Raw genomic sequence first — 22,685 nt, 5'->3', positions numbered from 1 at the left:
GAATTGTTTCAAATGCCGCTGGCCAGACGGCTGTGCGTCTGTTTACTCTGGGTACCATGGAGGAAACACATCACCTCAGGGAGCAGCTTGATCTGATGCAGGCTGCCCTTGATCACATCAATCAGGGCTTCTCGGTTTTCGATGCCAACTTGCGGCTTGTGGCCTGGAACCGCGGGCTTTGGGACATGCTTGATTTCCCGCAACATCTGGCACAACGCGGCACCCATCTGGGAGACTTCTTGCGGGTCAATGCGGAGCGCGGCGAGTATGGTCCGGGTGATATCGAGGGCAAGATCGAGCGGCGGCTGGAACGGGCCAAGCTGTTTGTTCCGCACTATTTTGAAAGGATCCGCCCAAATGGGCAGGTGATTGCCGTCAGCGGCACACCGCTGCCGCAAGGCGGGTTCGTCACCACCTATTCCGACATCACCACAGAACGGCACCGGCAGGAAAAACTGGAGCGCACGGTAGAGGAACGTACCCGCGCGCTCCGGCAGAGCGAGGACTGGCTCCGACTCGTCACGGACAATATTCCGGCCCTGATTGCGTATCTCGGTCCTGGTCCCCGCTTCCGTTTTGCCAATCGCCGCTATGCAGACTGGTTCGGACAATCCGTCACCTCGATTGTGGGACGCACGGCTGAAGAAGTCGCCGGAACCGAACTCTATGCGGAACTGGAACCGCATGTTTCCCGAGCGTTCGAAGGGCAGGCGGTGTCTTATGAATACAACCGCCGTACGCCCGACGGCGCCACCGTTTGCATGCGTTCGACACTCATTCCCGACATCACACAGGATGGCCGGACCCTCGGCATATTCGTTCTGTCTCTGGACGCCACCGAACAAAAACGCAGTGAGGCCGCCCTTCTGCAGTCCCAGCGGATGGACGCGGTCGGAAAGCTCAGCGGCGGCCTGGCCCATGACTTCAACAACCTCCTGTCGATCCTCATGGGCAACCTGCTTGCCCTCAAACGGCACGGTGACACGGTTCCGGCACAAACACTGGACCGCCATGTCGATCCGATGCTCAAGGCAACCCGGCGCGGAGCCGATCTGACCCAACGGCTGCTGGCGTTCAGCCGCGGAAAACCGGTCGACCCGAAAGTGACCCGCCTCGACCGGCTCGTCGAGGAAGCCGCTGCTCTGCTCTCCGGCTCGCTGCCTGCAACGATCTCTCTTTGCATGCAGACCGAGACACCGCTTTTGACCAGGATCGACCCGGCGCAGCTGGAAACGGCGTTGATCAATCTTGTCTTCAATGCGCGCGATGCCATGCCGGAAGGAGGCGCCATCAATATCCGGCTTGAAGCGATCAGACTCGACAGCAGCGAATCGGGCGCGATTGGCCTGACGGCAGGAGACTATGCGGCGATCCATGTTTCGGATGACGGAACCGGCATGGATGACGAAACCCGCCTCAGGATCTTCGAGCCGTTCTTCACCACCAAATCCTTCGGAACGGGCAGCGGGCTGGGGTTGTCCATGGTTTATGGCTTCATCCGTCAATCCGGCGGATCGGTTGCGATCCAGTCGGAACCGGGACATGGAACAACCGTGACACTGTACCTGCCGCTCCAGCCGGCAGAGACCGGTCCTCTGTCCTTATGCGAGCCGGGTTCGGATCTTGCCCCCTCTCCCAGAGGCGATGGAGAGCTGATCCTGCTGGTGGAAGACGACAGTGATGTCGCCGTAACGCTCGCAGAGCAGCTTCAGTCTCTCGGTTACGCGACCTTGCGAGCCGAAAGCGTCGCGGATGCCTATGCGCTCGCCTCAGACCTGCCGGAGCTGCGGCTGATGCTGAGCGATATCATCATGCCCGGTCAGATGAATGGCCTGGCACTGGCGCAAAAGGTACATACCCAACGCCCGGACCTCGGGATTGTTCTCATGACAGGGTATGCTGACTGGAACAGTCTCGCCTCGCAGGCTTCGGATTGTCCGTTTCCGGTCCTGTCCAAACCGTTCGACAATGCCGAACTCGCCGACGTTCTGCATGTTACGCTTTTCCGGGAAACGACGTGAGCCATGACCCAGACATCCCACGCCTCCGCTGCAAGCCCGACACGGGCGTTCATCGTCGATGATGAAGCCGATATCTGTGCACTGCTCAAACAGAACATGGCTCCTTACGGCATCACGTCCGACTGCTTTTCGACGGCAGGCGACATGCTGACAGCCCTTGATCTCGAGAACCCGGATGTCTGCCTTGTGGATCTCGGATTGCCGGACATGGAAGGCATGGAGCTGATCAATTCGATCCGCAAGCGCTCGTCGGTGCCGATCATCGTGCTCTCCGCAAGAAGCCATTCCTCGGACCGGGTCATGGGGCTGGAACTGGGCGCCGATGACTACGTCGTCAAACCCTTCGATCCGCGCGAAGTAGTTGCACGCATCCGGTCCCTGTTGCGCAGGTCCGGCCCGTCATCCACTCAACCGGCCAAAACGGCCGAACAAAAGGCCCGGTTTTCCGGATGGGTGTTTGCGCCGGGCTCCCACAGCCTGATCTCTCCGGATGGCGAGGAGAGTTTTTTGTCAACGGGCGAAGCCTGTTTGCTTGAGGCCTTGCTGCGCGCGCCAAAACGGGTCCTGAGCCGCGATTACCTGCTGGAACACGGCGGACGGGACGAGAGCCTCGACCGCTCGATCGACGTGCGGATTTCCCGTATCCGGAAAAAGATCTCCGTGCCCGGTGAAGCCCCCTTGATCAGGACAATTTACGGGTCGGGCTACATGTTGAGCGCAAGTGTCGACTGGAGCTGACGCAAACCGCTTAACCTGTTTGCCTGACGGCCTGTACAATCACACCCTCCAGCCGCCCCTCTTCAAGGGCCGCAAGAAGGGCTTTGTAGCGGCTTGCCACAAAGGCGAAGCCATCCGCCCCGGCAATTCCTTCGATTTGATCCCGTTTGTCGTCAATGCGCTTCACAAGATCCCGGTACCAGCGCACATAGTTCCCGGTGACATCCCGATAGGTGTCCAATCGCCAGCCAGCCCTGTCCAAGAGATCTGCCAAAGCCGGTTTCAGTGGCGGGTTCGGCAAGAACGGAGCCCGGTCGCCTGCAATCGGATTGGCGGAATAGTCATGCGGATCAATGTAGTCGAACAGGATCAGTTGGCCATCCGCCCTTGCAAGCTGCGCCAATTGGCGAAGAGCGGTTGCCTGGTCGGTAATCGCATAAAGAACATTGAACAGGGTGATCAGTCCAAATCCTCCATCCAGTTCTTCGGAAATGGTCAGGGCATCGCCCGACAGAAACGACCCTTCCGGATAGGTTTTCTGCGCATGGAGAATGGACCCGCCGTCAAGATCAAATCCGGTCACGTGCCCCCATCCCTGACGATACATGTAGTTTGCAGTGCCACCGCGCCCGCAACCGACATCCAGAATGGCCCGGTCCGGGGTCTTGGGAATGCCTTCAAGCGCCAGATCAATGGCCTCGGCTTCGCCTGCATGCGCAAAGTCTTCGTCCCGGACCAGAGCCAGAATGGATTTGCCTGTGAAGCTGTTCATCGAAAACGGCATGCAAGACCCGCCATCTGTTCCGGGTGCCACGCGTTTTGACCCGCAAACTTTAATGTTCCTGGCCGCACGACAAACCCGGATTGCTGATTTGTGGCCAGCAGATAGTAACATCCGCATCATCGCATGACAGCACATGAAACGCATTCGGGGGAAGAGTTGCCTCTCCCCCCGATCGGATTGTGATGACCCATGCTGCCTCAGAAGTTCAGGGAGATATCCCTGTGATCCGAGAGACAGCCTGCCACTTCGAGTGCGATATCGTCCGGTAACCGCGGCTGCTGACGCAGTCCGATGTTCCGCTTGATCGCCTGATCATAGGCCTCAAGCCCCGGAAGCAGCTCTTGGGCCCCACGAGACCGCCATGCGAGATCCGCATCAAGGGCTGCCAGGGATTGGTCGATATCGGCAATCGCATCGTCGATATTCGGCTCCCGGCTGCGCATGATCCTGCGGGCATCGGTCAGGCCCTGGCGAATGTCGCTTGTCCCCTCGATGCTTCCGACGGTAGAGCGCATCTCACCGATCAGGTCAGAGGCCGCCCGTGGTTCCATGCCCTGGATCTGTTGCTTGAGCGCCTCGATTTGCGGTCGAAGGGCCTCAACCTGATCCGACGCCTTCAACGTGGCAATAACCTGTTGAAGCGGTTCATAAGCAGCATCCACCGTGCGCCGGTAGCTCATGCGGGCCTGATTTTCCCGACGCTGGATCAGGGCAAAGGCTTCGTTCTGGTCGTCCCATTCAGCCGGAATCTCCGCCAGCAGTGCATCGCGTTGTTCTTGCAGCTCTTCGATGCGGGCAGCTGCCCGGTCTCCCTGCTCCTGCGTGTAGATGCCATTTGGCCCCGAACGCTGGACAATCACTTGCAGTTCTGAAATGCGCTCGTCGAGACGGCGGGCATCCCGTTCAAGCCCGCGAACCCTCACGTGCAATGGCCGGTACTCGCCCGATGCTTCGCCAACGGCAATCTCTGCCGCATGGATCGCTTCCATCTGGGGCAAAGCATCGCGTGCCTTTTCGAAGGCTTCTGTCAGATCCTTCTGCAGGTCTTCCGGCAGATAGCTCATGTCCAGATCTTCCGCATTCTGGATTGCAGCGAGCACGGTCTGGCCGTTTTGCCGGAAATCCTGATAGACGATCTTTTCCATGCAGAATTGCAAACGCGGATTGCGCGGCGGCGGCGCCGTCTCGGACAAGAGATTGGACCGGTTCGGCAAGTAGTTCACCAGCTGCGGATAGAAGCCCACGATTGCGAGTGCCACCAGCTGCAAACCGATGAAAGCGATCACGCCCTTGTACATGTCGATGGTTTTCACCACCGCAGGCGCGACCCCACGCAGGTAAAACAGCGCAAATCCGAATGGAGGCGTCAGAAACGACGTCTGAATGTTCAGGCCGATCATCACGCCGAGCCAAACGGCGGTGACATTTGCAGATGGATCCGCCAACAGGATCGGAGCGACAATCGGCACCACGACCACGGCAATCTCGATAAAGTCGAGGAAGAAGCCGAGGATGAAGATCACCAGCATGACAATCACGAACTGCGCCCAAAACCCGCCCGGCAAGCCTTGCAGGAAGTCCTTGACCAGTTCCTCACCACCGAATGCCCGGAAGGCGGAGGTCAGCATCGCCGCCCCCAAAAGGATGATGAAGACAAGCGATGTGGTCTTGGCCGTCTCGATCATGACACCGCGCAGGGTGTCCTCGAACTTCAGGGTCCGCCACCCGGACCAGAAGATCGCAATCAAAAGCAGGGACACCGCAATGACGGCAAGCACAAGGCCCAGCACGTCCTGGCTGGTGTTGATCAACTTGACGTTCACAGCTCCGATGAAACTGATCACGACGGCCAGCCCAAGCAAGGCGACAATGGCCAGGATTGCCGGCGTGTAAGCGCCTTTTTCACCATCCCGCAGACGATAGCCGGCCATGACCATCGCACCGACAGCGCCAATCGCACCAGCCTGGTTCACGGTCGCAACCCCGGCGATAATCGATCCGAGGACAAGGAAGATCAGGGCCAGCGGCGGAACAAGGGTGATAACCACCTTGACTGCAAACTGGCGCGTGAAGGTCCCTTCCTCATGGACCGCAGGTGCGGACTTCGGGTTGAGCAACGCAAAACCCAGAATGAACAGCATGTAAAGGCCGACGAGCACCAGCCCGGGCAAGAACGCACCGAGGAACATTTCCCCGGCGCTGGTCGAGACCACCGAGAAATCCGAGGGCATCGACAATTCACCCGTCGAGTCCTTGTAAAGGGTCTGACGGAGAGACCCTGCCTGATCGACGGCACTGGCCAGCTGGTCGGCCAGAATGATCAGAACGATGGATGGCGGGATGATCTGACCGAGCGTTCCGGACGCTGCGATCGTGCCGGTTGCCAAGGGAACAGAGTAATTGTTCCGCAGCATGGCGGGCAACGAGATCAGGCCCATGGCCACAACCGTCGCTCCGACAATCCCGGTGGTTGCGGCCAGAAGCGCCCCCACAAAGACCACTGAAATGCCAAGGCCGCCCGGTACAGGCCCAAACAACCGTGCCATGGTCACGAGCAGGTCTTCCGCGATCTTCGACCGCTGAAGCATGATGCCCATGAACACGAACAGGGGAATCGCGATCAGCGTATCCCGCTCGGCCTCCCAATAAATCCCGCGGAAATTTGTCACACCGGCACTCAGCCATTGACCCGGTCCGCCGTGGGAAAAGAAGGCATCAATGCTGCCGCCGAACAGAAGTCCCGCAGCTGCTGCAATGCCGATGGTGATGATGGCCGACCCGGGCAGCGCGAAGGCAACCGGAAAACCGGAGCCCAGCGCAAACGCCATCAGGAGGACCAGGAGAAGAAGGAAAAACAGTTCCATATGAAGGTCCCGTCAGGCTCTACTGGACAGAATGGCTGTCATGTTCCCGGCCGCCCGGCTCGCCGCGAATGTCGGCAACCCCTTCCAGGAAATAGGCCACAAACTGGATCATCATCGTCACGGCAAACACGCCGAGGAAACCGGCCATGAGGTATTTCACATAAAGGCCAAAACCGGCCTGAGTGGTCTCATAGGTCAGGATCGGACTGTTGATGATGTTTTGCTTGCCGCCCATGCCGATGACAAGGATCACGGTGCACAGGCTCATGCCCAGAACAACCGATCCGATTACGTTTACATAGCCCTTGGTTTTCGGCGACATCCCGGCATAGAACACATCCACACGAACGTGCCCTTCCTCCAGAAGCGTGTAGGCGCTGGCAAACAGGAAGAGCGCCGCGTACCAAAACCGGACCAGGTCCGCCAAAAATGCCTGTTCGTAGGAAAACACAAAGCGTCCGATGACGATGAGCAGCTCGGCCGCCACCACCAGCAAGGCAAGCCACGGAAACCCGAGCATCCGCCTCGTGAAGGCCGCGATGATGACCGAAAGGCCAATCAAGGGCATGTGCACATACGCGCCGCGGAACCTCGATTTGCCCAGTTCGTCGGCGAGATGCTCTCCGACCAGGGCGGGTAACAACCCTTCGATCCGCGCAAAGGATATGACGCTGTCAACAAGGCCGACAATCAACACGGCAAAGAACGCTGCCCGGACAATAAACGTGTTGATCTGCGTGATACGTACGCTGTCGTCACGCAGGCTTGTCCGGCTGGTTCCCATGACATAAGCGGCAGCCCAAAGCACCAGAAATGCGTAAAGCCCAAGCTGGATCCACGACCAGAACATCGGCAAGTTGCCGTTCGCCCGTCCGCCGAAAATCGGCGAAATCCCGGGGAGGTCCTGCCAGTAGGTCAGATAGTTGTTGGCCACAAAGGCCGCCATGATGGCCAGGATGATCCACCCGATCAGGCGAAAGATCCGGGCGCTTCCAGCTGATACCGGGTCACCGGGCGTCATGGCAGGCGGGCCATCTTGAACAGGGTTCAAGGCCGTCATGCTGGCTATGCCTTTTTATGTTAAGTCAATGAAACAGGGACGGGAATGCTCCCGCCCCTGAAAACCTGCTCGGGATTTATTCCGGCAAGCCGAGGAATCGATTCCGCTTGTTGCTGTAGGCAACGTCGGAGATCGCCATCCAGCTGCCGATTTCCCGGCGCGCGGTGATGAAGCTCTCGAAGATCCGCTTGGACAGGTCCGAATGGTCCATGGCTTCTTCCAGGACTTCCTGCGCCGCTTCTCCAAAGGAATCGTAGATCTCGTCGGAGAATTCCTTCAGCTCGACGCCATGCTCGTTGATCAGGCGGTTCAGGTAAACACCGTTATTGGCGTTGGTTTCCGCCATGGTCAGCAGGTTTTCCTCGTTACAGGCCGCCTCGATCAAAGCCTGATCCGTCTTGGTCAAACCATCCCACCAATTCCGGTTGACCCCAAGCGCCAGCTGTGCGCCCGGCTCATGCATGCCCGGGTAGTAGTAGTACTTCGCTGCTTCATAGAATTTCATGAAGTAGTCGTTGAACGGACCGACCCACTCTGTTGCGTCAATCGCACCGGAGACGAGGTTCTCGTAGATCTGACCACCCGGCAGCGACACGGGCGACGCTCCAAGCTTGGCAAGAACGTCACCGCCCTGCCCCGGAATACGCATCTTCAGACCCTTGAGGTCGTCAGCGGTTTCGATTTCCTTGTTGAACCAGCCGCCCATCTGAACGCCGGTGTTGCCCATGGCAAAGTTTTTCAGGCCGAATTCGCCTGCAAGCTCATCCCAGAGTTCCTGGCCGCCACCAAACTTGATCCAGGCATCCATTTCCGTTGCGGTCAGACCGAACGGCACAGCGGTGAAAGCCGCCCAGCCCGGGTGCTTGCCCTTCCAGTAATAGTCAGCGCCGATATAGGCCTGCGCGTTGCCTGAAGCGACTTCGTCGAAGGAATCAAATGCGCCGACGCGCTCGCCAGCAGCAAAATACTGAACATTGATCCGGCCTTCGGTCAGCTCGGCAATCCGGGCTGCCAAACGCTGTGCCGGAATGCCAAGCCCGGGGAAATCCCGCGGCCAAGTTGAAACAATTACCATGTCAGTCGTCGACTGTGCGATGGCGGGCGCGGCCAGCGAAGACGCTGCAACAACACCACCAGCCCCGATGCCAGCCTTTTTGATAAACGAACGACGATCCATTAAGTTATCCTCCCAAATCGGACATACATCCAACCGGCGCTTACACTTGCACCGAATGGCAAACATGTCTAGGTGATCACGTTAAGGTCACGCTATTCGTGGTTCTGCGCAGCTTCTCAGTAGTACTACGCAAGGGCAAGTAAGACTCATGCGCAGATTGATGGGCTGACGTAATTTCAGGATGGTTTTGGTGACCTTTAAAACCAAATTAGTGCTTATCACGATCCTGCCGCTGATCGCCGTTTCACTGCTGATCGGCATCGCAACGTATTTTCAGGCACGGCACCTGATCGAGGTTGAAACCAAAGCGGTCGAGCAACGCATTCTTGCGGCCAAACGCCAGGAACTGCGGAACTATATCAGTCTGGCCCTGACCTCGATCGCTCCGATCTACGAAACCGAACCTAACGGACGCGAAGCGGCGCAGAAACAGGTCAAAACCATCCTGCACAACATGACGTTTGGGCAAGATGGCTACTTCTTCATCTACACGCTAGACGGAATAAACCTCGTCCATCCCAAACTTGGTCATCTGGTCGGAAACCAATTGTGGGATCTGCAGGACCCGGAGGGCGACTTCGTCATTCAAAACCTGATTGATGCGGCCCAGGCTGGCGGCGGTTTTCACGAGTATGCCTGGCACAAGCCGTCCACCGGCCTTGTCGAAAACAAGCTTGGTTATGCCATCCTTCTCGACAAGTGGGGATGGATGCTGGGCACCGGCCTTTACACGGACGATATTGATCGGGAGGTGGCCGCCATCCGCGCCGATTTTGCACAGAGCATCCGGCAGACGCTTCTGGTCATTGTCCTGATTGCCCTTGCCGCCGTGGTTGTTACCGGCACCTTCATCGCTGGCGTGCGGTTTTCCGAGCAGCGGTTTGCCGACAGCAAACTGAAAGAACTCACCAACCGGATTTTCGAGATCCAGGAGCAGGAGCGCAAACGCGTCTCCACGGAACTGCATGACAGCATTTCCCAACTTCTTGTCTCCGTCCGGTACGGGATCGAGATGATCCACAGTGAGGCTTGCCGCGTCCCGCAACTTCAATCCCAGGCCACCAAGTGCCTCGGGATCCTGGATCGTGCAATTTCCGAAGTCCGGAGGGTGTCGCGTGACCTGCGCCCCAGCGTTCTGGATGACATGGGCCTTGCAACGGCGCTCGTCAGCCTCGGGAACGAATTCCAGACCCACTCAGGCATTAAAGTGTCTGTTGCAGCCGAACGCGGGCATGACCGGCTGACCGACAACGCAAAAACGGCACTTTACCGGATCGTTCAGGAATGCATGACAAATGTCGCAAGGCACTCGGATGCAAGTGCTGTGGAAATTGCCCTGAGTTATGGAAGTGACAGCTTGTCATTGACAATCCGCGACAACGGGGTCGGGATTGAATTGCCTCTTCCGAAAGCAGGTGGGCTCGGTATTCGAAATATGCGCGAACGCATTGAGACACTAGGCGGCCGCTTGCGGATCGCGCGGCATATATCTGGCGGCACACAGATCACCGTCACCATTCCGCTGATGAAAAAACAACTGGAAGCTGCCTGATTTCAATGACGACTTATTCTGCACCGGTTTCGAACCTGTCCGGCAAGACCATCCGGATTTTGCTCGCCGATGACCACGAGTTGGTGCGCGACGGCATCCGCGCGCGCCTGCAACGCTTTGACATGCTCGAAGTGGTCGGTGAAGCAACGAACGGTGCCGAAGCCATTGAGTTGGCAGCAGCACTCCTGCCTGATGTGATCCTGATGGATATTTCAATGCCGGTCAAAAACGGTCTTGAAGCGGCCGCGGAAATCAAGGCCCGCTTTCCACGCACCGCCATCCTCGTCCTGTCGATCTACGACAATCCGGAATATGTGCATGGCGTGGTTCAGTCCGGCGCGCGCGGATACATTCTCAAGGACATTTCCGCCGGCGAGATGATCACGGCGATCACGAGTGTGGCCAATGGCGGTTATTATTTTTCGGCCGCTGTCGGCCCGACACTTGTCGGCGGCAACACGGCCTGCGCCGTCGAGGACCCCTATGGTCTGACCGACCGGGAAAGGCAGGTTCTGAAAGCGGTTGCTCAAGGTCAGCCGAACAAGGAAATTGCCAAGCGTCTGGGCATCAGCGTGCGCACGGTCGAATCCCATCGCTTGAACTTGCGCGAAAAAGTTGGCAGCAAGAACGCGGCCCAGCTGTACAAGGTCGCGCAGGAACTTGGACTGCTTGCGTAAGTTCCACGACTTTTCAGGACCGCTACATTTGTCAGGTGCCTCATGACCAAACCACTGATCCTCGTCACCGCCGACGTCAAAACCATTGATGGCTACAACTGGCATGCGGCGCCGTCCACTTATCTGCAGGCCGTCCTCGCTGGCGCAGATGCAGTCCCGGTGATCCTGCCATCTCTCGGGCCGGACATTCCGCTTGATGATGTGCTGGACCAGATAGATGGGGTTCTTGCGACCGGATCGCGCTCAAATGTGAACCCCGGGCTCTACGGTGAAGACGCGACACTCGAAAACGGTCCCTATGACCCGGACCGGGACGCAACCACTCTGCCGCTGCTGCGCCGGACGGTGGAGCGGGGCATTCCGCTGTTTGCGATCTGCCGTGGCATGCAGGAGCTGAATGTTGCCATGGGCGGCGCTTTGCTGACCGAAATACAGGACCTGCAAGGCCGGAGTGATCACCGCGCACCAACATCGGAGCATCAAGACGAACGGTTCCGGATAGCGCATCCGATTGAGATAAAGGATGACAGCGGCCTCGCGAAAATCCTCGGATCAGAGCCGGTTGAAGTCAATTCACTCCATCGCCAGGCGCTTGGGGCACTCGGCACGTCGGTCGTGGTCGAAGCCCTGGCAACCGACGGCACCATCGAAGCCGTGTCCGTGAAAGACGCCAGGGGCTATGTGGTCGCAACCCAGTGGCATCCGGAATATTGGGTGCGCAGCGACAGTCCGTCACAAAAACTCTTTGAAGCCTTTGGCCGCGCCGCAGCCGGCTATCGCGTCAAGCGGTTGGGCTTGTAACACTACCTCCAGCCGAGCGCGGCAATCAGCAAGGTCGCGCCGAGCAGGAATACGACCAGTGCGCCACCGATCTCGATCGTCCGGTGCACCCGTGCCGCCATGACGCTGCCTTCCCCGAAAACACGGACCGCGACATCCTTTGCGCCTACGGCAAGTCCGGCCAAAAGGGCAACGGTAAGCCCTGTCCCGACCGCCATTGCCAGGGTCGAGGCAATGCCTGCCGCGATCATGCCCTGTGACAGGGCAAACACCAAGACGACCAGCGCACCGGAACACGGCCTCAATCCGACCGCCAGAACAATCGAAGCGGCTTTGGTCAGTGTCAGCCTGCCCTGAACCATGTCCGGTGTCGGCGCATGTGCGTGGCCGCAGGATGAGCAGACACCATCGGAACCAATTTCATGGTGGTGATGCCCATGATGATGGTGATGTGCATGATCATGGTGACCGAGGTGAGCATGGGCATGCGCGAGGGCGGATTCCCTTTGGAGAGCCAGAACAGCGGGCCGCACCGCTTTCATCCACAGCAACCAGCCGCCCAGCGCGGTGACAAGTGCATAAGAACCGATCTCGAACCAGCGCGCCGTATCCTGGATCGCAATCGACGTGAGGTTCAACAGAACGGCCGCCCCTCCGACCAGAGCGATCGCCGTGACCGCCTGTGCGAGCGCGGAGACAAATGACAGCGCAATACCCTTCTTCAGGGTTTCGTTGTTCGCAACCACATAGGACGAGATGATTGCCTTGCCGTGCCCCGGCCCTGCAGCATGAAACACGCCATAGGCAAACGACAGCCCGATCAGCAGCCAGCCTGCATTGGGGTTCGCCCGGAAAGCCCGCAGTGCTCCGACCAGTTTCTGGTAGAACTCCGTTTGAAGCTGAGCGATTTTTCCGAAGAAACTGCTGGCAAGACCCGGCTTCGAGATTTCAAGCGCGGTGTTTGTGGTGCGTGTCAGCGGGGTCACGGGTGCCGCCTTTTCAATGGCTTCGAACCCGTTGGACGCTTGGGCCCCGGCCCCGGTGTCCGACACTCCGGCAGAGACATGTCCGGCCGCCATGGCAGTTGGACATGTCACGATCATCTGGTTGACCTGGCTCGCGGCAGCCGCTTGCAACTCGGGTGGCACGTCCCGTTGGTCCGGACCGATCTGAGCCAGCGCATAGGCAGCCGCGCTGTCGAGCGGCGGAGGTTCCTTGCGAACGATTTCACAGGCCCCCGGAGCGTTCTCGACAGTGAGGGCATTCCTTGCCTCGCTGAACCGGAAATCGACATAGTAGGTGGGATCGTACACGTCAAGTGTGATCGGCTGGGTGGCGTCGCTCGGATCCTTGAGCGGAAGTCTGAAATGCAGCTCCAGAAGCTTGACGGTCTCAAGCATTGCGCCGCCATTCATCTCGATGTCTTCCTTGATGGCCTCGATGTCTTCCGGCTTCATCGCCCAATAGTCATCCAGAGGGACATCCGCTACCTCGAGCCAGTAGGTTTCCGGCGCAGAAAAATCGAGCTCTACCCTCGTATTGTCCCCGAAAGTAAAATAGCCGAAATCAGCCATGCTCTCGATATTGACCTTGGCGAGTTCGGCGAGCCCCTCACGGGTGTAGACGCCGTCATTGTTGGTATCAAAACCCTGGATCGCAAAGGCCGTAAACGCGTCGTCTAAGCGAAACACGTGATCGATTGCAACGGCATTGCCGTCATCGTCAAAAACCAGTTTTGTCCGTGCCTCGACGAAGACATGCGGGTGCGCGGCAGCGGGTGTTGCCTGCATGACTGCAACAGCAAATATCAAAGCTACCCAAGCGAATAATGATCTCAAATCCGGCCCCAACACTTCAAACGCGGTCTCATTTTCCGGTCTTTCATTTCCGACACAATTGCCCCCGGATCGGGGCAGGATCAAGGCGCATTTCGTTTGCGGGGCGTAAATATGTAAGAATAAATCATCTCAATGAGCGCCATTTTTCGGATCAATTCCGTCAGGTTTTCCTATTGATTGAGAACAAAAGAGACATTTTTCCGCTAAAAAAGAGCACATTTATACCATAGCAAATCAACTTTCGGGCAGGGCCATGAACGCCATTACAAAACCTCGCCAAGCGACCGCCGTTTTTGATCATCCCGAGTTCGATGACCATGAAGATGTCATGTTCATTCGAGATCGAGCGACCGGCCTTTCCGCGATCGTTGCGGTTCATAGCACGGCTTTGGGCCCCGCGCTTGGCGGATGCCGGGTCTGGCCCTATGCACATCCAACCGAGGCGCTGCAGGACGCTCTGCGGCTGTCGAAGGGCATGACCTACAAGAATGCCCTTGCAGGTCTGGACCTGGGTGGTGGCAAGGCGGTCATCATAGCCGACTCCGGGAAAGACAAGACCGAAGCCATGATGGAAGCTTTCGGGGCCCATGTCGACCGGCTGAATGGCACCTATATCACGGCGGAGGATGTCGGCGTCACAACGGATGACATGGACGCTGTCGCCCGCAGGACCACGCATGTGCGTGGCACCAGCGCAATCGGGCTTGGAGATCCGTCCCCCTACACTGCGCTTGGCGTCTTCGAAGGTATCAAGGCAGCTGCCCGTCATGTGTACGGCACCGATGACCTGAGCCAGCGAACCGTCTCGGTCCAGGGCCTTGGTCATGTGGGTTTTGACGTCGCCCGGCACCTGCATGAAGCAGGTGCTCGCTTGATTCTGTCCGATATCCGGGATGCCCAGGTTGACAACGCCAGATCAAGGTTCGGCGCAGAAGCCGTATCGCCGGATCAGGCCCACGCGGTGGATGCGGACATCTTTGCCCCTTGTGCCCTGGGAGCCGGACTGAACCATCGCACCATTCCAGACATCAAGGCCAGGATCGTTGCAGGTGCGGCCAACAACCAGCTGGAGACGGCTCAAGATGGCGTCTCCCTGAAAGAGCGTGGCATCCTCTACGCGCCCGATTATGCCATCAATGCCGGAGGGGTGATCTCGATTGCACTGGCAACCGAGAAAGGTCATGAAACGGAAGTACGCGCAAAGACGCTTCAGATCGGGGCAACGCTGACAGAGATATTCAACCGTGCCCTCGGCAAAGACGAAACGCCTGAAACAGTTGCTGACGAAATGGCCGAGGAACGCCTGAAGCACGCAGGCTGAAGTTTCCGCCTGAACAGGTGACGGGTTGAAAACCATGAAAGCGGGGCAAAGCCCCGCTTTTTGCGTTGGGCACACCGCTGCCGACGTTATTGCGACGTTGTGCTGGAGCTATCTGACTGTGACGGTTGCTGCGGACTATCGCTTTCGTCCGAAGCTTCCCAGGCTTTCACCACTTCTTCATAAGCGCTGGTAAAACCGGTCTTCAATTGATCCCACGCGTTTTGGGCCCCGACCTGAAGTGCACCGTATTTTTCGCTCAGATTGTTGCGGGCAGTTTGAAGCTGCGCAATTTTCTCGCTGGCTTGCTGTTTTGCTGCCGCGCTCATCTGGGCCCAATTATCCCTGAGCTGTTCTTGCTGCTGCGCTATTTCGACATCCAGCTTGGCCATTGCTTCCTTGGCAGCCGTGACTGCCTTGTCCCTTTCCTGTGCCGAGTAGGTATTCACGGCGGCAATGGCTTCCTGCAGCTCTTGCTTGACCTCCCCGGAAGATATTTGCTGATTGTTCCCGGTGTCCGGCGCGTTGGTGGTTGTAGTGTCAGAAGCCGAAGGGGGAGTGTCCGACGTTTGTGCATAAGCCACCGGTGCGAGCATCACACAAGCGACCACAGCCGCAGCAATCTTTCTTACTGACAACATCCATCTTCTCCCCTCAAGATACTGACGCTCACTCTGACACCCTGACGCAAGGGCAAAGCTTGGCAGAAATTCAGAAGTCGTACTTTTCCAATTGAACCGGCATCAAAGGCGGTACTCGCCTATTGCTCGGCTCTGGAGCCAGCATTTGCATTCAAGAACCAAATCGGGAAACAATCAAGCTCGAACGCAGGATTTATGCCAACACACCGACCTCAAGAACAATCTTGCCGATATGTTGCTTGGCAAGAAAAGCTTCTTGCGCCGTGGTAATTTCGTTCAAGGGATAGGTCGCAGCAACAAGCGGACGTATCCGATTTTCCTCGATTAGCCTGACGAGATTTTCAAAGACGCCTGCATCCAAGGCGGTGCACCCAAAAAAACTCAGGTCTTTCAGATAGAGGGTTCGCATGTCCAGCCGCGTAATCGCACCTCCGATGGCACCGGCGACCGCATAGCGCCCGCGCCACTTCAGGAGATCAAGAAGGACAGGAAACAGGCCGCCCGCCACAAGGTCGATCACCACGTCGACCGAGTTACGCCCCAACGAGCTGATCAAATCGGCAGAGCGATCCACCATATGATCTGCCCCTATCTCCCGGATACGCGCCATCTTGTCGGAGCTGCTGACAGCGATCACCACCGCCCCGCGCGCCCTGGCCAGCTGAACGGCTGCCGAGCCAACACCTCCGGATGCCCCGGTAATCAAAACGCGTTCGCCGGATGTGACACCTGACCGCGTGAGCAGGTTTTCTGCCGTGGAATAGGAACACGGGAACGACGCCAGCTCTGTGTCGCTCAGGTCAGATTCAATCCTGAAAGCATGGCGTGCGGGAACGGCGACATATTCGGCAAAGCCGCCATCCCGTTCCGACCCCAGAAACTCGGGAATGGTGAGCGCGGTTCCCTCCCGCTCATAAAGGCAGGGCTCAACCAGGACACGTTCCCCCACCCGGGCAGGATCGCTTCCCTTGCCAACAGCGACAATCTTTCCGCAAACATCAATACCCTGAATACGCGGCAACTCGATCGGGGCTCCGGTCCAGCCCGCATCGGCAGCCGACTGCTCCCCCTTGGAATACCAACCGGAACGTGTATTGATATCGGTGTTGTTGACTGCGGCCGCCCCAACCTTGATCAAGACTTCGTCTTGCTTCGGAACCGGCAAGGGAAGATCGTCCCGATATTCAAGGCACTCCAAACCTCCGTGCCCCGTCAGCAGGACGCCGGACATTTGCGGTTTCGGATCAATCATTGGCAGCCTTTTTGAAGATCCCGAAGACGAGCGGCGCGGCACTGGTCAATGCGCTCTCACCCTGGGCGGACCATGCGGCGGTTATCCCTTCATGGATGACAAACAGCTGCTGACCGCGTTGCGGATCGCCACAGACTTCAGTCAGAAAATCCAGAATTTCGGCCTTGTGTCTCATGACCGTGCTGGTGATCTGCGTGCTTTCGGGGTGGGCAGACATTGCCTGAAAGAACAGACATCCCTTGGGGCTGTGTTCCGACATCCAGACACCCAGTTGCCGGACAACATGAAAAGCAGCCTCTATGCCCGGTTTGGGCATATCCTCGGCCAACGATGCCAGATAGCGCTGATGGCGATAATCGAGCGCTCCGATAACCATGTCTTCTCGCGACGGAAAATACCTGTAAAGCGTTCGCAAGCTCACGCCAGCACCTGCTTTAAGGTCTGGAACACTCGGTTCCGCGAAGCCCCGGGAATTGAAAACCATCTCAAGGCCCGCTGCGATTTCTGCGCGTTTCCTGTCCATTTGCGGATGGTAGAATAAGCATTCTACCCTGTCAAACCGGGAAATTTATCAGCGCGCATCTGCCTCCGGCTTTTTTGCGGCAGCAAACCATCCGACCAGAAAATCGACCAGAGCGCGGACCTTGCCACTCAAATGCCTGCGATGCGGATAAACCGCATGGATCCCCCGCTCGGGCGGCTCGTAGTCTTCCAGGACCACTTCCAGACGGCCGGCACGAACATCTTCCGCAACAAAGAACAGCGGCGTTCTCAAAAACCCCAGATCCAGCAGGGCCGCCTCCCGGGCAGCGGCAGCGCTGTTGACCTCGACCGGCCCTTTTACCGCGACGGTGGCCCGCTGGCCATTCTGGCCAAAGCTCCAGTTCTGTTTGAAGCGGTAGTTGGTATCAATGATGCAAGGGCGCTCGGCCAGATCCTGAGGCACGCGCGGCAGCCCGTATTTCTCGATCACTTCGGCGGTCGCGACGACAACGGTCCTGAACGGCGCTATGCGCCGGGCAATCAGACTGGAATCCTCCAGATCCGTGACCCGGATCGCCAAATCGAAGCCTTCTTCGACCAGATCCACAAACCGGTCTTCCAGCCGCAGATCCAGCACCACTTCGGGATGTTCCTTCAGAAACTCCATCATGGCCTGATTGAGCATCTGATCGCCCATTGAGCGCGGGGCGGAAATGCGCAGACGCCCGCGCACATCGCCATGCACCGACTGGACCGAAGCCTGCAGGTCATCGATCCGTTGCAGGATCTCGACCGCCTCCTTGTAGTAGGCCTCTCCCGTTTCCGTAAGCGACACCTGCCGGGTGGTGCGGTTCAAAAGCCGTACACCCAGTTCGTCTTCCAGTTCGCCGATGTATTTCGAGACCAGCGCCTTGGATCGGCCTATGTCCCGGGCGGCGGCGGAAAACCCCTTGTGTTCCGCGACCTTGATAAAACACCGCATGCGGGTGATCGTGTCCATTGCCCCTCCTAGAGCGTGTCTCGGGTGCGGTTGCCCAAAATCAGGCCACTGCCGCGCCTCCGTCGGCACGCGGATCATGCGCGCCTTCAAGCCCTCCGCGCATATTCCGGACTATCATGCCGGCATGTCCCATCATGTCGGAATAGGCTTCATCCAGTAAAACCGCCTCATGACCAAGCCGGTCAAGGACACGAACCAGATCCGGATCGAACCTGTTCTCGAGCCGCAAGGCCGTCGATGCATCACCCCATGTCCGGCCGAGCAGCCAGCGGGGGGCGTCGATCGCTTCGCCGACCGGCATGCCAAACAGGACATGACGCGCGAAGATAGCCGCCTGGGTTTGCGGTTGCCCTTCCCCGCCCATGGTGCCGTAGGTCAAAGTTCGCCCGTCACCGAGACGCGCCATGGCCGGGTTGAGCGTGTGAAACGGCAAACGGCCCGGCGCAAGTGCCCTGAGGTCTTCGGGGTGGAGTGAAAAACCCGCGCCCCGGTTTTGCCAAATGATCCCCGTTTTCGGCAGGACGCATCCAGATCCGAACTCCCAATAGTTCGACTGGATAAAGGACACACTCATCCCATCCTTGTCGGTAGCCCCCATCCACACGGTATCCCCCGCCGCTGGCTTGGCAGGCCAGTCGAGGGCACGGCGCATCGAGATCTGAGCGGCTTCCCGGTCCAGCCATTGTGCGCCCAAAAATGTCTTTGGTGGCTCCGGTGCCTGCATGGGATCGGCAATGATCCGATCGCGAACCAGAAACGCCCGTTTCGTCACCTCCACAAGCGCATGAACAAAGTCCGGATGATTCGCCGAGGACACCTTCAAGCGGTCGAACAGCCCGAGAATGATCAAGGAGGCAAGCCCTTGCGTCGGCAGCGGTGTGTTGAACACCGTACCGGTCTTGAGCCGGACCTTGAGCGGTTCCCTGAAGCGCGCTTCGAACCGGGCCAGATCGGTCTCGGTTACCGGCGCTCCCATCCGGTCAAGGTCATCCGCAATGGCCGCCGCAACATCGCCCTTGTAGAACTCCTGAAGGCCGTCATGGGCCAGATGATCCAGCGTGTCGGCCAGACGTGCCTGTTTCAGGAGGTCCCCCTCTTTCGGCGGTTCGTCGCCGATCAGAAAGACATCTGCAAAACCCGGCTGCGGTTTCAGTTCGGCTAGTTTTTCGCGTGTGAGAGCCGCTTGACTGTGGGTGACCGCAATCCCTTCCTTGGCATGGCGGATACTGGCTGCAAGAAGATCCTTGAGCGGCATCCGTCCCTTGCCAATCCGCTTGATCGCCTCGTGGGCGGCATACCATCCGCCGACGGTTCCAGCCACCGTCAGGGCGGCCTTCGCCCCCCGGGCCGGGATCTCGCCAAATCCGGCGTTGTGATAAGCGGAAATGGTCGCCTTGGTCCCAGCCGCGCCACAGGCCATCAGGGCCTTCGGATCCTTGCCCGGCTCCGCTATCAGCCAAAACCCGTCCCCGCCTATGGAGTTCATGTGCGGGTAGACGACTGCAATCGTACTGGCTGCAGCGATCATCGCCTCAACAGCCGACCCGCCTTCGGCAAGGATTTCGGCCCCCGCTTGCGCGGCAGCCCTATGCGGGGCAACGACCATGCCCCCGGAGGAAGTCACCGTATCCATCTCATTCCCAAAATTTCAGGCCAGACACCAGGATTGCATCGCTCAAGTGAAACCAAATGACCGAGACGCGCTCGAGTGAATGAGCGCCGTTTAAGCGGGTGCCGAATGCCTTGACCTGCGCACGAACGTCTCTAGGCCTGCAAGGATATCATCCCCGCTTCGCCTTCCTCAGACCCGAAGGCAAGCCGCAGCCCGGCGTCATCCCAGCCAAGCGCCGAAATGGCACCCTTCCCCGCCCGGCGCAACAAGACCTCGGCATTATCCTCGAACCGGCACATCATCACCATGCCATCGCTGTATCCGATCGCGGCCACCGCCTCTTTCGGGTGGCAGGAGACATGCGTGACGAGCACGTCACTCCTGGTGCCGAGCTGCAGCGGATTTTGCCCCATTGGTCCGGTTTTGCCGAAGAAGGGCCACAGGATCGCGGCGTTCGCACCGGAAGTCGCCAGATATTTTCCCTTGACCGACCAGCTCCAGGATTTGACCTTGGCAGGATAGCCGGTCATGCGCATGTCCTGAGCATCGGACAGCCGCCAGCCATGCAGAGCGTTTTCCTGCATGGTTGTCACGAGGTACTTGCCATCGGGCGAGAAGGCGATGCCCAGATGCGCGCCTTTCCAGCTCAAATCGACCGGTTTTCCTTGCGTATTTGCCCACCAAAGGGTTGCGCCATCGTAGCGCGCGACGGCCAGCCGCAATCCCTTGGGCGCAAACGCCAGCCCGCCGACGGCCCGTTCATGCGCAAACTCTTTTTCCGTTCCATCCTTAAGGCGGACCCATGCCGTCCTGCCCGAGGCGAAGGCAACCGCGCCACCAGGTCCGGTGGCCAGAAGGTCTATCCACTTGCGCGGACGTTCCGCGAGCGTTTCGCAGGCCCCGTCCGGAGATACCCGCTTGATCAGCCCGTCGTCGCCCGATGTGACCAATCCGGACCCGTCTTGAGCAGGCTCGGCGGCCAACAATCCACCCTTGTGAGCCTGATGCGCGGTTTCCCCCTGACCGGCAAACCGAACCGATCCGTCGCCCAGTGCGAAATAGGCAACGCCCTTGAGATAGCCGCAGCGGACGACATAACTATCCGCTTCAACCCTGGCAATTACTGGCAATGTTCCAAATTCCCTATTCGGCAGCACAGGCCGCAAAGCTTTGTTTCAGCGTGCCCCAGTTCAGATCGCGGCCAATGAAGACAAGGCGGCTTTCACGCGGTTCTCCATCCTTCCAGTCCCGCTGATGATCCCCTTCCACGATCATGTGCACGCCCTGAATGACATAGCGCTGCGGGTCGTTCTTGAAGGCAAGAATGCCCTTCAACCGCAAGATATTCGGTCCCTGAACCTGTGTGACCTGATTGATCCAGGGAAAGAACATCTCCGGATCGAGGTCACCCGCTGTCAGTGAAATGCTTTTTACCGAATGCGGATCGGCATCATGATTGTGGTGGTGGTGACCATCATCATGATGGTGATGGTCGTGGCCATGATGATCATGGTCATGATCACAGTCCGGGCCGCATTCATGCTCGTGGTGGCCATGTTCCAGGAAATGCGGGTCAAGCGACAGGATCCGGTCAAGATCGAAGGCCCCCCGATCAAGCACGGCCTTCAGATCAACGGCGCAGCGCTCGGTTTTCTGGATCACCGCGTAAGGGTTGATCGACCGGATCCGCGCTTCCACGCCTGCAAGTTCTTCCGCCGTGACCAGATCGGTCTTGTTGAGCAGGATTACATCGGCAAAGGCGATCTGGTCCTGCGCCTCTTCCGTGTCTTCCAACCGCTGAAGGACGTGGCGTGCATCTACAACGCCAACCACTGCATCCAGCTTTGCAGCCGCCCGGACATCGTCATCCATGAAGAAGGTCTGCGCGACCGGCGCCGGATCGGCCACTCCAGTGGTCTCGACAATGATCGCATCAAACGCGTTCCGGCGTTTCATCAGGTTTTGAACCGTGCGGATCAGATCGCCCCGCACGGTACAGCAAATGCACCCGTTGTTCATTTCGAAGATTTCTTCGTCGGATTCGACCAGAAGATCGTTGTCGATGCCAACTTCGCCGAATTCGTTCACGATCACGGCATAGCGCTGGCCATGATTCTCGGTCAGTATCCGGTTCAAAAGGGTTGTCTTGCCGGCTCCGAGATAGCCGGTCAGCACGGTTACCGGGATCTGGCTTTTTTCTGTCGGGGTTTGCGTATCGGACATTTCTACCGCCTTTCGCGGGTCTTCTTGATCTCTTGGTCCACGCCGTTCAGCTGCGTGAATTGCCGCCCAATATATGGGGCATACTCAAAAGGCACGAGACCTCTCATGTTTCTTCTTGTTGCTTCATCCCAAAACCGCAGGCCAAGCGCAAGCACGGAACGCACATCAGCCACATACGGCTTTCCAACAGCCGGGTTTGCCGCTTAAGTCATGGCCACAGGAACCTGAATCGGGGGAGTGGTCATGCTCAAAACTGTTGCCGGTTTCGACCGAATGGGCGAGGAAAACGCGTTTGCCGTTCTGGCCCGCGCCACAGCACTGGCTCAGCAGGGCCGGGACATCATCAATCTCGGGATTGGCCAGCCGGATTTCAAAACGCCCGGTCACATCGTGGAAGCCGCCATCAAGGCCATGCGCGACGGCCATCACGGCTACACCCCGGCAACCGGCATTCTTCCTCTCAGGGAAGCGGTTGCCGCGGACGTTGCGAAGCGTGCGGGATTTGCTCCAAACCCGGACAACGTGCTTATCGTGCCGGGCGGAAAGGTCACGATGTTCATGGCCATTTTGATGTTCGGAGAGCCGGGAAGCGAAATCCTGTATCCCGATCCGGGTTTTCCGATTTACCGCTCGATGATCGAGTATACCGGCGCCAAGCCCGAGGACGAAGCCGCTCGCGCGGCAAT

19 protein-coding genes are annotated in these 22,685 nt (G+C 58.4%); 7 read left to right on the top strand and 12 right to left on the bottom strand.

Going from position 1 to position 22,685, the window contains the following annotated elements; all coding sequences use genetic code 11:
• Nucleotides 1-32: 32 nt before the first annotated feature.
• Nucleotides 33-2,021, top strand: a complete 1,989-nt coding sequence (locus E1297_RS29230) for a PAS-domain containing protein (RefSeq protein WP_209016061.1) — start codon at nucleotides 33-35, stop codon at nucleotides 2,019-2,021.
• Between the two features lie 3 nt (nucleotides 2,022-2,024).
• Entirely contained in the window at nucleotides 2,025-2,759 is a 735-nt protein-coding gene (locus tag E1297_RS29225) for a response regulator transcription factor (RefSeq protein ID WP_155144488.1), read from the top strand.
• Between the two features lie 10 nt (nucleotides 2,760-2,769).
• Here E1297_RS29225 and E1297_RS29220 read toward each other — a convergent pair whose 3' ends face one another.
• From E1297_RS29220 to E1297_RS29205, 4 genes are all read right to left on the bottom strand, one after another.
• Nucleotides 2,770-3,552 carry a class I SAM-dependent methyltransferase gene (locus E1297_RS29220; protein ID WP_196223435.1) on the bottom strand — a complete coding sequence of 261 codons (783 nt, stop codon included), beginning with the start codon at nucleotides 3,550-3,552 and terminating at the stop codon, nucleotides 2,770-2,772.
• A 167-nt stretch (nucleotides 3,553-3,719) separates the two neighbouring features.
• Nucleotides 3,720-6,386: a TRAP transporter large permease subunit gene (locus E1297_RS29215; protein ID WP_155144484.1), complete on the bottom strand. Its 2,667-nt coding sequence runs from the start codon at nucleotides 6,384-6,386 to the stop codon at nucleotides 3,720-3,722.
• A gap of 19 nt (nucleotides 6,387-6,405) precedes the next feature.
• Nucleotides 6,406-7,446 carry a TRAP transporter small permease subunit gene (locus E1297_RS29210; protein WP_155144482.1) on the bottom strand — a complete coding sequence of 347 codons (1,041 nt, stop codon included), beginning with the start codon at nucleotides 7,444-7,446 and terminating at the stop codon, nucleotides 6,406-6,408.
• 76 nt (nucleotides 7,447-7,522) lie between these two features.
• Nucleotides 7,523-8,623 carry a TRAP transporter substrate-binding protein gene (locus tag E1297_RS29205; protein ID WP_155144480.1) on the bottom strand — a complete coding sequence of 367 codons (1,101 nt, stop codon included), beginning with the start codon at nucleotides 8,621-8,623 and terminating at the stop codon, nucleotides 7,523-7,525.
• A 190-nt stretch (nucleotides 8,624-8,813) separates the two neighbouring features.
• On the opposite strand from E1297_RS29205, the gene E1297_RS29200 reads away from it, so the two are divergent.
• The 3 genes from E1297_RS29200 to E1297_RS29190 are packed head-to-tail and all read left to right on the top strand — an operon-like array spanning nucleotide 8,814 to nucleotide 11,653.
• On the top strand, nucleotides 8,814-10,175 hold the full coding sequence (locus tag E1297_RS29200; protein WP_209016060.1) for a cache domain-containing protein: 1,362 nt from the start codon (nucleotides 8,814-8,816) through the stop codon (nucleotides 10,173-10,175).
• A 5-nt stretch (nucleotides 10,176-10,180) separates the two neighbouring features.
• Nucleotides 10,181-10,852 (top strand): response regulator transcription factor, encoded by a 672-nt coding sequence (locus E1297_RS29195; RefSeq protein ID WP_155144477.1) that lies wholly within the window; start codon nucleotides 10,181-10,183, stop codon nucleotides 10,850-10,852.
• 42 nt (nucleotides 10,853-10,894) lie between these two features.
• A complete protein-coding gene (locus tag E1297_RS29190) occupies nucleotides 10,895-11,653 on the top strand; it encodes a gamma-glutamyl-gamma-aminobutyrate hydrolase family protein (protein ID WP_155144475.1) in 759 nt (252 codons plus the stop codon).
• A 2-nt stretch (nucleotides 11,654-11,655) separates the two neighbouring features.
• On the opposite strand, the gene E1297_RS29185 is transcribed toward E1297_RS29190, so the two are convergent.
• The gene (locus tag E1297_RS29185) at nucleotides 11,656-13,485 is read right to left on the bottom strand and encodes a DUF1007 family protein (protein WP_368669728.1); all 1,830 of its coding nucleotides are present in this window, start codon (nucleotides 13,483-13,485) and stop codon (nucleotides 11,656-11,658) included.
• Nucleotides 13,486-13,723: 238 nt separating this feature from the next.
• Here E1297_RS29185 and E1297_RS29180 point away from each other — a divergent pair, with 238 nt between their 5' ends.
• Nucleotides 13,724-14,791, top strand: coding sequence for a Glu/Leu/Phe/Val dehydrogenase dimerization domain-containing protein (locus E1297_RS29180; protein WP_155144468.1), 1,068 nt, complete (start codon nucleotides 13,724-13,726; stop codon nucleotides 14,789-14,791).
• 86 nt (nucleotides 14,792-14,877) lie between these two features.
• Here E1297_RS29180 and E1297_RS29175 read toward each other — a convergent pair whose 3' ends face one another.
• The 7 genes from E1297_RS29175 to E1297_RS29145 all read right to left on the bottom strand — a co-directional run bounded on the left by E1297_RS29175 (nucleotide 14,878) and on the right by E1297_RS29145 (nucleotide 21,999).
• The gene (locus tag E1297_RS29175) at nucleotides 14,878-15,429 is read right to left on the bottom strand and encodes a hypothetical protein (protein WP_155144466.1); all 552 of its coding nucleotides are present in this window, start codon (nucleotides 15,427-15,429) and stop codon (nucleotides 14,878-14,880) included.
• 193 nt (nucleotides 15,430-15,622) lie between these two features.
• Nucleotides 15,623-16,681: an alcohol dehydrogenase family protein gene (locus E1297_RS29170; RefSeq protein WP_155144465.1), complete on the bottom strand. Its 1,059-nt coding sequence runs from the start codon at nucleotides 16,679-16,681 to the stop codon at nucleotides 15,623-15,625.
• Nucleotides 16,674-17,165 carry a TetR/AcrR family transcriptional regulator gene (locus E1297_RS29165; RefSeq protein ID WP_244327933.1) on the bottom strand — a complete coding sequence of 164 codons (492 nt, stop codon included), beginning with the start codon at nucleotides 17,163-17,165 and terminating at the stop codon, nucleotides 16,674-16,676. Before E1297_RS29165 ends, E1297_RS29170 begins: the two co-directional genes overlap by 8 nt.
• 87 nt (nucleotides 17,166-17,252) lie before the next feature.
• Nucleotides 17,253-18,164: a LysR family transcriptional regulator gene (locus E1297_RS29160; RefSeq protein ID WP_155144461.1), complete on the bottom strand. Its 912-nt coding sequence runs from the start codon at nucleotides 18,162-18,164 to the stop codon at nucleotides 17,253-17,255.
• A gap of 40 nt (nucleotides 18,165-18,204) precedes the next feature.
• A complete protein-coding gene (locus E1297_RS29155; protein WP_155144459.1) occupies nucleotides 18,205-19,797 on the bottom strand; it encodes a gamma-glutamyltransferase family protein in 1,593 nt (530 codons plus the stop codon).
• 131 nt (nucleotides 19,798-19,928) lie between these two features.
• Complete coding sequence (locus E1297_RS29150) at nucleotides 19,929-20,906, bottom strand: WD40 repeat domain-containing protein (protein WP_155144457.1); 978 nt, start codon at nucleotides 20,904-20,906, stop codon at nucleotides 19,929-19,931.
• Between the two features lie 13 nt (nucleotides 20,907-20,919).
• On the bottom strand, nucleotides 20,920-21,999 hold the full coding sequence (locus tag E1297_RS29145; RefSeq protein ID WP_155144455.1) for a GTP-binding protein: 1,080 nt from the start codon (nucleotides 21,997-21,999) through the stop codon (nucleotides 20,920-20,922).
• Nucleotides 22,000-22,242: 243 nt separating this feature from the next.
• On the opposite strand from E1297_RS29145, the gene E1297_RS29140 reads away from it, so the two are divergent.
• On the top strand, nucleotides 22,243-22,685 hold a 443-nt coding region (locus tag E1297_RS29140; protein ID WP_155144453.1), incomplete at its 3' end, for an aminotransferase class I/II-fold pyridoxal phosphate-dependent enzyme.

It is taken from the genome of Roseibium sp. RKSG952, assembly GCF_009711355.1.
Note: the sequence above shows the minus strand (reverse complement) of the source record. Positions and strands in the feature narration are given on the sequence as shown.

Excerpts from the sequence above, each read along its gene's own strand:
- E1297_RS29225 (WP_155144488.1), top strand. The coding sequence starts at position 2,025 with ATGACCCAGACATCCCACGCCTCCGCTGCAAGCCCGACACGGGCGTTC.
- E1297_RS29215 (WP_155144484.1), bottom strand. The coding sequence starts at position 6,386 with ATGGAACTGTTTTTCCTTCTTCTCCTGGTCCTCCTGATGGCGTTTGCG.
- E1297_RS29210 (WP_155144482.1), bottom strand. The coding sequence starts at position 7,446 with ATGACGGCCTTGAACCCTGTTCAAGATGGCCCGCCTGCCATGACGCCC.
- E1297_RS29205 (WP_155144480.1), bottom strand. The coding sequence starts at position 8,623 with ATGGATCGTCGTTCGTTTATCAAAAAGGCTGGCATCGGGGCTGGTGGT.
- E1297_RS29195 (WP_155144477.1), top strand. The coding sequence starts at position 10,181 with ATGACGACTTATTCTGCACCGGTTTCGAACCTGTCCGGCAAGACCATC.
- E1297_RS29190 (WP_155144475.1), top strand. The coding sequence starts at position 10,895 with ATGACCAAACCACTGATCCTCGTCACCGCCGACGTCAAAACCATTGAT.
- E1297_RS29180 (WP_155144468.1), top strand. The coding sequence starts at position 13,724 with ATGAACGCCATTACAAAACCTCGCCAAGCGACCGCCGTTTTTGATCAT.
- E1297_RS29175 (WP_155144466.1), bottom strand. The coding sequence starts at position 15,429 with ATGTTGTCAGTAAGAAAGATTGCTGCGGCTGTGGTCGCTTGTGTGATG.
- E1297_RS29170 (WP_155144465.1), bottom strand. The coding sequence starts at position 16,681 with ATGATTGATCCGAAACCGCAAATGTCCGGCGTCCTGCTGACGGGGCAC.
- E1297_RS29165 (WP_244327933.1), bottom strand. The coding sequence starts at position 17,165 with ATGGTTTTCAATTCCCGGGGCTTCGCGGAACCGAGTGTTCCAGACCTT.
- E1297_RS29160 (WP_155144461.1), bottom strand. The coding sequence starts at position 18,164 with ATGGACACGATCACCCGCATGCGGTGTTTTATCAAGGTCGCGGAACAC.
- E1297_RS29155 (WP_155144459.1), bottom strand. The coding sequence starts at position 19,797 with ATGGATACGGTGACTTCCTCCGGGGGCATGGTCGTTGCCCCGCATAGG.
- E1297_RS29145 (WP_155144455.1), bottom strand. The coding sequence starts at position 21,999 with ATGTCCGATACGCAAACCCCGACAGAAAAAAGCCAGATCCCGGTAACC.